At 33.9% G+C, this 12,873-nt stretch carries 11 protein-coding genes; 6 read left to right on the forward strand and 5 right to left on the reverse strand.

Annotation, left to right across the window (positions count from 1 at the left end):
- The first annotated feature begins 116 nt into the window (after positions 1 to 116).
- Both AC07XN_RS19735 and AC07XN_RS19740 read left to right on the forward strand, forming a co-directional pair.
- Complete coding sequence (locus AC07XN_RS19735; RefSeq protein WP_494744286.1) at positions 117 to 887, forward strand: class I SAM-dependent methyltransferase; 771 nt, start codon at positions 117 to 119, stop codon at positions 885 to 887.
- A 142-nt stretch (positions 888 to 1,029) separates the two neighbouring features.
- Positions 1,030 to 2,172, forward strand: coding sequence for a glucosaminidase domain-containing protein (locus AC07XN_RS19740; RefSeq protein WP_494744287.1), 1,143 nt, complete (start codon positions 1,030 to 1,032; stop codon positions 2,170 to 2,172).
- 46 nt (positions 2,173 to 2,218) lie between these two features.
- On the opposite strand, the gene mtgA is transcribed toward AC07XN_RS19740, so the two are convergent.
- The 3 genes from mtgA to AC07XN_RS19755 all read right to left on the reverse strand — a co-directional run bounded on the left by mtgA (position 2,219) and on the right by AC07XN_RS19755 (position 5,741).
- Positions 2,219 to 3,022: a monofunctional biosynthetic peptidoglycan transglycosylase gene (mtgA, locus tag AC07XN_RS19745; RefSeq protein ID WP_323248282.1), complete on the reverse strand. Its 804-nt coding sequence runs from the start codon at positions 3,020 to 3,022 to the stop codon at positions 2,219 to 2,221.
- Between the two features lie 140 nt (positions 3,023 to 3,162).
- A complete protein-coding gene (gene hemW / locus AC07XN_RS19750; protein ID WP_494744288.1) occupies positions 3,163 to 4,287 on the reverse strand; it encodes a radical SAM family heme chaperone HemW in 1,125 nt (374 codons plus the stop codon).
- A 221-nt stretch (positions 4,288 to 4,508) separates the two neighbouring features.
- Positions 4,509 to 5,741, reverse strand: a complete 1,233-nt coding sequence (locus AC07XN_RS19755; protein WP_494744293.1) for a M16 family metallopeptidase — start codon at positions 5,739 to 5,741, stop codon at positions 4,509 to 4,511.
- A 296-nt stretch (positions 5,742 to 6,037) separates the two neighbouring features.
- On the opposite strand from AC07XN_RS19755, the gene AC07XN_RS19760 reads away from it, so the two are divergent.
- The gene (locus AC07XN_RS19760; protein WP_494744289.1) at positions 6,038 to 7,165 is read left to right on the forward strand and encodes a glycosyltransferase family 4 protein; all 1,128 of its coding nucleotides are present in this window, start codon (positions 6,038 to 6,040) and stop codon (positions 7,163 to 7,165) included.
- 21 nt (positions 7,166 to 7,186) lie between these two features.
- Positions 7,187 to 7,834 (forward strand): O-methyltransferase, encoded by a 648-nt coding sequence (locus tag AC07XN_RS19765; protein ID WP_494744290.1) that lies wholly within the window; start codon positions 7,187 to 7,189, stop codon positions 7,832 to 7,834.
- Positions 7,835 to 8,019: 185 nt separating this feature from the next.
- Here AC07XN_RS19765 and AC07XN_RS19770 read toward each other — a convergent pair whose 3' ends face one another.
- The gene (locus AC07XN_RS19770; RefSeq protein WP_494744291.1) at positions 8,020 to 10,362 is read right to left on the reverse strand and encodes a LysM peptidoglycan-binding domain-containing protein; all 2,343 of its coding nucleotides are present in this window, start codon (positions 10,360 to 10,362) and stop codon (positions 8,020 to 8,022) included.
- A 492-nt stretch (positions 10,363 to 10,854) separates the two neighbouring features.
- Between AC07XN_RS19770 and AC07XN_RS19775 the strand changes: the two genes are divergently transcribed.
- The gene (locus AC07XN_RS19775) at positions 10,855 to 11,427 is read left to right on the forward strand and encodes a DUF3109 family protein (RefSeq protein ID WP_309924323.1); all 573 of its coding nucleotides are present in this window, start codon (positions 10,855 to 10,857) and stop codon (positions 11,425 to 11,427) included.
- 1 nt (position 11,428) lies between these two features.
- Positions 11,429 to 11,749 (forward strand): MGMT family protein, encoded by a 321-nt coding sequence (locus AC07XN_RS19780; RefSeq protein ID WP_494744292.1) that lies wholly within the window; start codon positions 11,429 to 11,431, stop codon positions 11,747 to 11,749.
- A gap of 39 nt (positions 11,750 to 11,788) precedes the next feature.
- On the opposite strand, the gene AC07XN_RS19785 is transcribed toward AC07XN_RS19780, so the two are convergent.
- On the reverse strand, positions 11,789 to 12,376 hold the full coding sequence (locus tag AC07XN_RS19785; RefSeq protein ID WP_309924316.1) for a lipocalin family protein: 588 nt from the start codon (positions 12,374 to 12,376) through the stop codon (positions 11,789 to 11,791).
- Positions 12,377 to 12,873 lie beyond the last annotated feature (497 nt).

Here is a 12,873-nt window from a genome sequence, read left to right on the forward strand (position 1 = left end):
GTAATTAACTAAAAGCTAATAGTAGGCTTTATAAAGAATTGATTACGAGCTTATTATTACTGAAACATAAAAAATTCAAAGATTTTAAAGTACAACATTCTTTTTTACTCAATATCATGTATAAAACAACCGAGATTGCTTCTTCAGAAATTATTTCAGATAATCCTGTTCATCAACGATTATTATTCCCTTACATTGAAGCCGCTAAAATTGTTTCTGGAAACTTATTAGAAATTGGCTGTGGAACAGGAAGAGGAGTGGCTGTTTTGGCTCCGTCTGTTTCAAACTATACAGGCGTTGATAAAAATGAGCCTTTGATGAATCAATTGACGGCTCAATACCCTACGTTCAAATTTATCGATATGTTTTTACCTCCATTGAAAGGATTGGCCGACAATACTTTTGATTATATCGTTACTTTTCAGGTAATCGAACACATAGAAGACGATAATGAATTCATCAAAGAGGCTCATAGAGTATTAAAACCGGGTGGAAAGCTTATTTTGACAACCGTTAATAAGAAGTACTCGCTTTCAAGAAACCCTTGGCATGTAAGAGAATACCTAGCTTCGGAACTTAAAAATCTTATTCTCAAGCATTTTGCCAGTATCAAAACACAAGGGGTGCATGGTAATGAGAAGGTAATGAGCTATTATGAAGAAAATAAACGCTCTGTAGAAAAAATTACCCGATTTGATATTTTTAATTTACAGTATCGTTTGCCTAGATGGATGTTGCAGATACCTTATGATATTGCGAACAGAATGAGCAGAAATCTTATCCAACAATCAGATAATCAACTAGTAACAGGAATTACGTATCAAGATTATTTTTTATCTGATGATGCAGAGGAATGTTTTGATTTTTTTTATATAGCAACTAAATAAAATTTGTAAAAAAAAGTTCTATATTGCATTGTGCTTAATGATATAAAAAATTAGGCACAATTCTTTTTTGTTAAGATTAACAAAAGGATTATTCTTATCCGCCGCTGAGTTAAAATCCAAAAATCTAACAAATTAATTATCAATGGTCAAAACCAGTTTTTTTAACCAAGTAATAGGCATCTTATTATTGGGTTTTATTTTATTTGCATTTACGCCATCAAATAAAATTAATCGATTTGTATTTAATGTAGACTATGAAAAAAAAGTACAAGTTGGCGATGATGTAAGCTTTATCTTCCGTGTCGGAGATAATGTGCATAGAGTAAAAGTATATTCTGATAATAAAAGTTTAGGCACAGCTATGGTCGAATCGAACAAGGCCGTATTCAGGTTCCTTTTCAGTTATCCGGGTGTCAAACAATTAAAATTTGTTGGAATATCTGCTAGACATGATACTGTCAATGTATCATACGGACAAATCGTAGTGTCTGGTAAAACATTTGATAATAACGTTACAATTCTTGAACGCAATAATACAGGTAGGAATAACAAGCTATCTGCATCTATTGATGATAATCTATCTCGTGATAGAATGCTACCGAGTTATCAATATTCAGATAATTTTACTACTTCCTTCAAGTTCCCTCCTACTCCAAATGAAGACCCTATTCTGGGAACTAACCAAAATGTTTATACAACAGCCATTGGACACCCTACGGCTGACGAAGCTCGTAATTTCATTTTGGACATCAGTCAAGATGCTCAGTATTTATCTCAAAAGTATCAAGTTCCTGCCAGCATAATCATTGCAATGTCTGCCTTAGAAAGCGGTTATGGCTTTAGTCGAAATGCAATATACGCTAATAACTTCCTTGGCATCAAACAATGGTGGGGAAATCCTTCTAATGCATATCAGCTAAAAGGGCAACCTGATGAAAATCAAGGCAAAGTAGGCATTATAAGAGTTACTGACAATGGACAATATATTTATGATGAAGAAAATCGTCCTGATAACTGGTACAAACGATTTAATTCGAGAAGAGATTGTATGACTTTTTTGGTAGAAGAAATTTTCATGCACAAAACAGGGCAATGGAAACGTGATTATAGCGACATTCCTAGATTTTATAGAGGACAATTAGCGGCAGGAGTAGAAAAATATTCAGCAGCATATACTTTTGTTTATTCAATTGGCGAGAAAGGGTATTCTCATAAAGGTGGTAAGTATTATGCTGATAGAGTGATGAAGTTAGTTGATAAATATAATTTAATCGCTTATGATTAATTTAGAGCGTGTTTTAATAATCTACGCTCTAAATTAATCAGTTTGTCTATAAATCAGCGATATAAGCTTTGCCTCCTAGCCCTCTCATTTGGCGTGTGATAAAGCTGGTTCTTCGTTGAACATACTTTGAAGGATTCGTAATTGAAAATCTATTAGGACTTGGCAAAACGGCTGCGATTCTCGCAGCTTCTGTTCTAGTGATTGATTTAGCACTGTGCCCATAATAGCGCAAGGATGCGGCTTCAACCCCAAAAGTCATTTTCCCCATTTCAGCCACATTCAAATAAACTTCTAAAATTCTTTGTTTGCCCCACACGATTTCGATTAAAAATGTAAAATACACTTCTAATACTTTTCTGACATAGCTACGTCCTTGCCAAAGAAAAACGTTTTTAGCAACTTGTTGCGAAATAGTACTTGCTCCTTTTATTTTTTTTCCTTTTAAATTGTAGCGAAAAGCGCCCCACATCGCGTTGAAATCAAAACCAAAATGCTGAGGAAATAGCTGGTCTTCAGAAGCTACTACAGCCAAGGCTGCCTCTTTAGATATATTTTCATAAGGTTCCCAATCTGAATGAATTTCCGAATCTCTTCCGTTAAACAATGCTGTTACTTTACGGTCTATCATAGTGGGAGTTACCCAAATAGGAACAAACTTTAATACCAATACCCATGCTAGAGTAATGGAGATAAAGTAAATCACGAACTTAATAAAAAGGGAAGCTATATATTGAAAAATGGGATGGCGTCTATTAAATATCCCAAAGGTCTTCCAGGAAGATTGAAATAAATTGGGGTTTAAATTTGAGTTCTCTTCTGGCGGAGGAGTTCTGAACGTATTTTTTGCCATGTAATATCACGATTAATTTTTATTAACGATCTATTCCTTTCTATTTATCCATCAATAAGCAGTAGGTAGAAAGGATTATAATACAAATTTACGATGTTTCGTAGAAACGTATTTCTGATTAATAAAAAAGAGTTTAAAATTTAAGCAATAAATAAATCTGAGGCAATTCTATCTACAAACAATTTCCCTTTTTCCGTAATCAACAGCGTATCATCTTTAAGATAAATTAGTTTTTCTACAAACTGACCTGCAAGCATATCTTTTTGATAATCAAGAAAATTATTTCCTAACAATTGATTGAGCTTTTCTACATCACATCCCCACTTCGTTCTCAGTCCTGTGAGTAAATATTCATTGATTCTATCTTCGTTAGTCAGCAACTCGATGGTGGTTGGTACAAGACCTTTATCTAACGATTTTAAATATTGAGCATTATTAGCAATATTATATTGGCGACTTTGATGGTTGAAACTATGAGCCGAAGGGCCAACTCCTAAATATTCTTCTTGTTTCCAATAACTAGTATTATGTCTTGCATATTGATTATTCCGGGCGAAATTAGAAATCTCATATTGCTCAAAACCATTATCAGCTAAATGTTTGACTAATATTTCGAATTGTTGACTAGCAAATTCATCATTGATTACTTCAATCTTTCCTTGTTTTAGCCATTTCCCAAAAACAGTTTTAGGTTCTATTGTCAAACAATAGGCAGAAATATGATTAAGCCCTAGGTTAGTAGCTTTCAGCAAGTCATTTTCAAAAATAGCGTGACTTTCCGAAGGAATAGCATAGATTAAATCGACGGTCAAATTATGAATACCGCTATCTTGAGACAATTTAACACAAGTTTCTGCTTCTTGAGCAGTATGAATCCTATTGATTTTCTTTAGATGATTTTCATTAAATGATTGAATCCCAATACTCAGTCGGTTAATCCCAAATTGCTGAAAAAGCATTATTTTATCTTTTGTCAAATCATCAGGATTGGCCTCTAAAGTAATCTCAGCTCCCTCATTTACGCTAAAACATTGATAAATCGTTTCGAAAATCAAGGCTAAATCATGCTCATCCAACAATGAAGGCGTACCTCCACCGAAATAAATAGTGTCTAATTGTTTATGTTGAAGATAATCCCTTTGAAGTTTTATTTCTTGGCAAATCGCTATGATGATTTCCCTTTTTAACTTTAACGAAGTGCTAAAATGAAAATCACAATAATGACAAGCTTGTCGGCAAAAAGGAATGTGGATATATAAATGCAAGTGTCTACAGCTTTAAAGATAACAACTTTAAGGCAATTAAATTTTTATATAATATTGAAGCTGTTTAAACTTTCCCTTTCGGGTTAAACTAAGTCTTTTAAAATAGCTTGTTCCAAAATTTACTCAACGTAGCGATGCTATGCTTCCCAAATTTTAAAAAAATCAATTTAAAAATACAATACTTTCACCTTAGAAACGGAAAGTTTAAACAGCTTCATTAATTACTCTGGCAAAAAGGTTAAATAGCTCAAGTCTTTTTCTTGAAACATTTCGTTGGCTAAATCTTGTAATTGACTAGCCGATACTTTCTTTATTTGCTCAAATAAATAATCAAGACTATCTATTCTATCAATGTCTAAAAGGCTTTTGGCCATCATCAGCATGAAACTCATATTCCCTTCTTCCGACATCGCCATTTGCCCCATCAACTGGTCTTTGGTATTTTGTAGTTGCGTTTTTGTTAAGGTAATATCTCTCAACTTTTTCAACTCTTTCAAAATCAAATCGTTTACTTTATTCAATCGTTTTACTTCGGTAGCAAAATAAATTCCCCAATATCCCGTATCAATAAAAGGCGTATAGCCAGCATCAATGGCATACACCAAGCCATTGCGTTCGCGTACAGCTAGATTCAACCTTGAATTCATCCCAAACCCTCCTAATAAATTGACCAACATAAAGAAAGGCAATCGCTTATCGTCAGCCAAGGCAAATGATGTTCGTCCGATGGCAACGTGGGCTTGCGTAATACTTCTTGTAATGCTGATATTCTGAGGTTTATAATCTGCTGGAGGAATCCTGATTAAATTGGAAGATTTAGCAGGAATATCTTTTAAAAACTTCTCAACCAACTGTATTACTTTTTTAAAAGGCAAATTACCGATAGACGAAAAAATAACGCGTTCAGTATCCAAGTTTTCAGCGATAAAGTCGAATAAATCTTTTTTATTGAAATTTGAAACGCTTTCTTGATTCCCCAAGGTATTTTTCCCCAATTGATGATTAGCAAAGACAATTTCATCAAAATCATCTTGAATAGCATCTTCTGGTGAATCATAATACATTGCCATTTCTTCTAAAATAACGCCTCGCTCACGCTCTACTTGTTTATCTGGAAAACTAGCATTAAAGGTAATATCTGCTAATAATTCTAACGCACGTTCATAATGAGGCGTCAGAATAGAAGCATGAAAACAGATTTTCTCTTTCGTTGTATAGGCATTCAACTCTCCTCCAACTATTTCTAATCGGTTGATAATCTGTAATGAAGTACGCTTTTTAGTACCTTTAAAAGCCATGTGTTCCCAAAAGTGAGCCAAGCCTTGTTGATGAGCTTTCTCATCACGGCTCCCCATATCCAACATGATTCCAATGTGTGAAATTGCTGTATGTGTTACTTGTCGATGTACTACTCTAATGCCATTCGATAATCTATATTCTTGTATTTCTAACATGCGTATCATTTACGAGCAATTTTATAAATAATATATTGCTCGTTTTTTATAAAATATAATCTAATTTAAATACAAAGTTAAGTAATTTTAAGCCTTGTTATATCATAAAACAAATAGTGTTAAAATATTCGTTCATAGCATGGTATGCTAGTGAGATATAGCTATTATTTACGAAACAAATCATTCTCATTTTTATTTAACCCAATTCAAGGTAATTTTGTGCAGAAATCTATGAAATTTATTTTCATTTGATTCAAAAGTTAAAACAAATCACTATCCACCAATTATTTAATAAAATGAAAATCGGTTTTGATGCTAAAAGAGCTTTCAACAATAATACGGGTTTAGGAAATTATAGCCGATTTATCATTGATGCTCTATTAAAATATAACGCTGAAGATACTTATTTTGCCTACACGCCTAAGGTAAACACAGCTCCCTTTACAGAAAAATACCTGAAGACTCCCTCCCTTAATTTCACTATCAGAATGCCAACTTTCAAAAAACTGAAATCTTTTTGGAGAAGTTTTTTGATTACCGCTGACTTAAAAAAAGATGGTATTGAAGTGTTTCATGGGCTTAGTAATGAACTACCTATTGGTTTAAAAAGAAACAATATCAAAGCTATCGTTACCATCCACGACTTAATCTTTGAGCGTTATCCCAATTTATACCCCGCCTTTGATAGGTTTATTTACAAATTAAAATTCAAGAAAGCTTGTCAATATGCAGATTTGGTTATCGCTGTTAGTGAACAAACCAAACGGGATATTATTGAATACTATCAAATTAATCCAGAAAAGATTGCCGTAGTCTATCAAGATTCGGATAATGTTTTCAAGGAAAAGCTTAGTGAGGAAGATATTGAAGCAAGTAAAGCTAAATACAATATTCATAAAAAATACCTCCTCTGTGTAGCTACTATTACTGAACGAAAAAACCAATTATTACTCGTAAAAGCATTCCATAAATTACATCTTTCAGACTATGAGTTAATATTGGTAGGAGGAAAATCAGCCTATCAACAACAGCTTGAGGATTATATTTCGGAATATTCACTTACAAATGTCAAAATATTCAATAAAGTTCCTTTTGCAGACTTACCAGCTTTGTATCAAGGGGCATCCCTCTTTGTTTACCCTTCGGTATTCGAAGGCTTTGGTATTCCAATTCTAGAAGCCCTACATTCGGGGGTTCCTGTCATTGGGGCTACGGGTTCATGCTTGGAAGAAGCGGGGGGGAAAGGTGCTTTATATGCAAACCCCGAAGATGTAAACGATTTGTCGAGCAAGATTTTGCAAGTGTTATCCAACAAAAAAATGCAGAAACAAATGGTTTTAGATGGACAACAACACATCGCCCAATTTTCGGCTGAAAACATAGCCTTGCAATTACAATCACTTTATCAGCGTGTTTTATCATAACAATCTTTTAAAATTATTACAATGGACTTTTTACCTAAAAATATCAATGATTATTCGGAAAACCATACTTCCCCAGAAAGTGAATTATTAGCTAATCTCAACAGAGAAACACACGCTAAAATTCTTCAATCTAGAATGCTTTCAGGGCATTTACAGGGACGAGTTTTATCGATGTTTTCCCATATGATGCAAGCTAAAACTATCTTAGAGATTGGTACTTATACAGGTTATTCTGCATTATGTTTGGCTGAAGGATTAGTTGAGGGTGGAAAAATTATAACGATTGATATCAATGAAGAATTGGAGAGCTTTACAAAACAATTTTTCTTAGCCTCTGACTATGCAGCAAAAATAGATTATAGAATTGGGGATGCCGCTGAAATCATTCCGATGCTTGAGGAAACATTTGACCTTGTATTTATTGATGCTGATAAAATGAGCTATCAAAAATATTATGATTTGGTATTTGATAAAGTACGAAAGGGCGGTTATATCATCTCTGATAATGTACTTTGGAGTGGTAAGGTAGCTAACACGGAGCCTAATAAAAAGATTGATAAGGATACCCAAAACTTGTTGGATTTCAACAAGATGTGTCATGAAGACCCAAGAACTGAAAATATCCTGATGCCTATTAGAGATGGATTGATGGTTTGTAGGAAGAAATGAGGAGACTTTAGGACTAGAGGACTTTAGGATTTTTAGACTTAAGACGCTAGACAAAAGATGTGCTTGCAGATTATATCTTATCTCTAACATCTTAAAGTAAACCGTGTTAAAGTCTAACGTCTCAAAGTCTTATATCTAGCGTCTTAAAGTCCAGAGTCCTAAAGTCCTCCAGTCCTAAAGTCTCCTCATTTTTTAATCAATATCCTCTGCCCTACGCTTACTGAGAAATTCTTGAGATTATTCCATTTAACAATTTGCTCTACAGTAACACCATATATTTGTGAAACCTTGAACACTGTTTCTCCTACTTTCATGATATGGTATATATTGTTTTCAACAGGTTTCACTACATTCTTAATAGGTTTAGGCGTAACAGTTTCGTAATCACTCGTTTCAACCAGTTTGCCACTATTTTTAGAAAACCATAATTGCTGGTCTATTTCTACAGTATTGGTAGTTAAATTATTCCACGCTTTAAGGTCAGCCACAGTTACTCCATGTAGTTTAGCGATGCTATAAAGCGTCTCGCCAGCATTTACAGTATGGATATTTCTAGAAGCACTCTTAATAGCTTCCATATTTTTTCGGTCAACTTCTTCTTTCGTAATTATTCTAGGGATTTCTACCTTAGCATTTGCAGGGTCATCTTTTGTCAGAACTTTACTAGGGTTATTAATAATAGTTGGTGTTTTATCAGTCGTTTCTTTAACCTTTACATCAGCAACTTTCTCATCTTTTTTACCATCCAATTTCTTTTCACTCTCATAAGCTCCAGAAATGGGCGTAATCCTCACTTTATACACTTTGATAACTTGTCCTACACGTAGTTTTTCATCAAGCCTTAAATCATTCAAGGTTAAAAGTTCGCCTATCTTCATATCATATAGTTGGGCTATTGAGAAATAAGTATCTTTTGCCAATACTGTATGATTTTTCAATTCTTTAGTTACTATTTTTTCTTCTATAATAATTTTCGGAGGGCCTGCAGGGTCTGTAAAAACTGGTCTCGTTTTATCGCTGACTTGAGTATTATCTTTTGCTACAGGTACTGTACTTTCCTTAGTCGTAACTTTATTGTCAACCACTCCCGTCCCTGAAGGTTTATTATCTTTAGTGGCAACTTCGGTTGGCTTCTCCTCCTTTGGTTTATCAAGAATTACGACAGACTTAGTAGTATCTACTTGTTTGGGAGGCGTCGATATGATAACTGTTTTCTCCACAGGGTTTACTTTAGGCATTTCCACATATTGAATCGGTGTATCTGGCCTTGTATCAATCAACCATAGTAATCTTCCTTTTTGCAAACGCTGTAAGGAAGCTATTCTATTTTTTGCCATTAAGTCTTCAAGATAAATGCCATACATCTGTGAAATAGCCCAAAGTGTTTCAGTATCCTGAACAGTATGATAAGCCACCATTGCTTTATGGTCTTTTTTCTTTAGGTAATACACTTCGTTAGGAATAATTCTGCTATCAATATCTAAATCATTGTATTTCAAAAACCTATGTAAATTGATATCTGCTCGGTTCGCTATACTTTCTGGCGTATCCCCTTCGATAGCCATTATGCCTTTCTTACCATTAATTTCAAAATAAATAGGTTCAGTTTTACTATTCCCTTGCGTGAGACGCACCAATACAGGAAAACCTAAATCATTCGTACTGTTTTTATTACCATCGTTCTTCTGATTGGCATTATTCTGACTCAATTCTTTATACTTCTGAGTAGTCATCGGTACATATACAATATAGTCTTTGTCTTTAGGTACTGATGTACTTTTTAACCAAACATTATTCACTGCTATCACCGAAGGAGCTACCGATAATTCATTCGCTATTTCAGTAATGCTCTTGCCTCTACTATTACTGTATTCATATAAAAAGTCACTTTTAGCATTATTTTTCACTTTGTTGTATTCAATCTCTAATAGATAACGATGAGCCAAAAAACGAAGTAAATACCAATCTGTAGTGTTTGTAACCGTAATTTCTTTTTTATTTGCCCAGTCTGTAGCAGGATGGTTTTTGATAGCCCCTTGTCCAATACGGTAAGAAAGTACGGTAGTCATCCAATTGTTTAACAACGAATTGCTTCGGTTCAGATAAACCGCTGCTGCTTTAGTAGATGCCGCAAGATGTTTTCTTTCATCCACGATTCCATCTACCCTCAAGCCTATTTCTTTGGCTGTTTCGCTTTTAAACTGCCAGTAGCCAACTGCTCCAGAAATCGAAATAGCATCTGGATCAAAAACACTTTCTTGCACACACAAATACTTTATTTCATCGGGAATGCCAGCATCTGCTAAAATCTTTTCTATGACTGGAAAATGTAGTGCCATTTTATCCACCAGTACATCAAGGTATTTACGATTGTTGTTCAAACTCTGTATTTCTTTTTCAATAATACCCTTAGCATAACTATCATATTTTACATTGATAGAACCAACTTTAATACTACGAGGCAAAGACTGAGCTCTAGATAAAGTATAAGAAAAAAGCATTAAAACTACCAAAAAATACTTGTTCATAATTTAGAAATTCTAAGAGAAATAAAATGAAAAGAGTAAGCTTTCATCCTATTTACCACATAATTAATTTATTTTCTTGAGTTGTAATCTAATAAAGATTAATAGCTTATTATTAAAATAATGAAGATAAAAAATTTACCTAAAGTAACATTAAACCTTCAATATTTAATTATCTCAATAAAGATATGAAAAAATACCTTTTCTTAAATTAGTGGAGTATGAAGGGTTAATTATGCTAATTTCAGTCATTACATTAAATTTTACTGTAATTTTGCATTGAAGCTGTTTAAACTTTCCGTTTCTTAGGTGAAAGTATTGTATTTTTGAATTGATTTTTTCAAAATTTGCGAAGCATAGCATCGCTACGTTGAGAAAATTTTGGAACAAGCTATTCTAAAAGACTTAGTTTAACCCGAAAGGAAAAGTTCAAACAGCTTAATTATCTAAGGTGCTAAATGCATCCCAAGATATAAACGAAAATAAAAATTTATTATGATATTGATAGAAGACACCGTCATTAGCGACGACATTATCGAAAAGTTCTTCGTTTGTGATCTTATCAAATGTAAGGGTGCTTGTTGTGTGGAAGGTGACCTAGGAGCTCCGCTTAATGATGATGAGCTATCTATTATGAATCAGGTTTATCAGGAAGTAAAGCCTTATCTCTCGCAAGAAGGAATTAAAACGATTGAAGAAGAAGGCATTTATGTAAAAGATTGGGAAGGTGATTATTCAACACCTGTAATCAAAGGCAGGGAATGTGCCTATGCTATTTATGATGATAGAAATACCTTGAAGTGTGGGATAGAACAAGCTTATTTTGATGGAAAAATTACTTGGCGAAAACCAATTTCTTGTCATCTCTACCCTATCAGGATTACTAAGTACGAGCATTATGAAGCCCTTAATTACGACCGTTGGCACATTTGTTCTGATGCTTGTTCTCATGGCGAACAACTGGGCGTTGAGCTATATAAATTTCTAAAAGAACCTTTAATCAGAAAATATGGCGAAGCTTGGTATCAAGAGCTTTTGAACGAAGCAAGAGACAGGGAACAGTTGTAAGATGAAAAACAATTTTGTGGATATCTATGAAGTAGTCAAGCTGATTCCATTCGGCAGAGTAAGCTCTTATGGCGCTATCGCTGAATACTTGGGTGGAAAGGGTGGTGCTAGAATGGTTGGTTGGGCAATGAATGCCTCTCATACTGACGATTCAATACCAGCACACAGAGTGGTGAATCGTAATGGTGTATTAACTGGCAAAGCTTTCTTTGGTGGCAACAAAATGCAAGAATTACTTGAAGCAGAAGGAATTATTGTGAAAAACGATAAGATTCAACATTTTAAAGAACTCTTCTGGTCTCCTACAAAAGAATTATTATAAAAAAAGAGCCATTTTTCGCATGAGAAATGGCTCTTTTTTTTAGCTTCTCGGCATCATCCGATAGGTTACATTTACTTTCTGGGTATCTTCATCCACAATTCCAGCATAAAAGCCAGCAAAGACAACCGCAGTTTGAATATCAATTTGACTTAAGTCTTGAATATTCCATTTTACTTTTTTGGCATCAATGGCAAGATGTAAATCCAAATGGTTTTTATCAGTCGTAACGATATCCCATTGTATTTCTTCTCCATCTTCAAAAGACATCAATAGTTTGGAATCATCATCCTTCAATGTCCAAGTACCATGGTGAATTTTACCAGCGCCATCCGTATAATCTACTTCTTCATCACTTGTTAATCTGAAAGCCTCTTTTGAATAATCATGTAAATTAGCGGCTACTCCTCGTTCGTATAATACATTTCTACGAGCATCAGCTTGGTAATTCACTACATTTATTATCCAACTTTTAGCTAACATTGCTGTAAGTAAGGCATTGCTTTTGTGGGGTAGTACAGCTTGTTGAATCTCGTGTGAAAGGCTACTCTGTTGCTGTTTCACCTTACAAGCATAAAGTACTGAACTCAGTAAAAGAACGGTTACTGTTGATTTAATCAATTTTTTCATATCCTTGATTTGGGATTTAGGTAAACCTCTTTTGGCTTACGTGAACAATAATTAAAGAGCGACTCGAAAAAAAACACGAAACTTTAACGAAAAAAAATAATGTTTGAATATTTAAGTAATTAGGATTTTTCTGTGGAAATTGTTTCCTGGTATTTATCAGGATAATGAAATAATGATAAGTAAGCTACTGAAGTACAGTAGTTAAAGAAAGGATTATATTAATGTGAATTCAAAGAACGATTTTGTATATTTCCACAGATACAATGCAAAGATAAAACATTTTTTTGGAAAAATACTACCGTTTAATAAATAAGCAAAGCTACGGCTAGATTCAAGGCATAGGCAGAAACTTATTTTTGGTCGTAAAAACGCTTAAAAAGCTTTATCCGAAACTGTACTTATTTACGTAAAAAAAGAGTCACTTATTGTGTTTCTTTATCAAAAATTAAAAATAGAATGAAAAGTTTCCGAACTTTACATAAAATATGAGAAACTAT

The sequence above is a fragment of the Arcicella sp. GW458-12-2-14-TSB2 genome, from assembly GCF_059423785.1.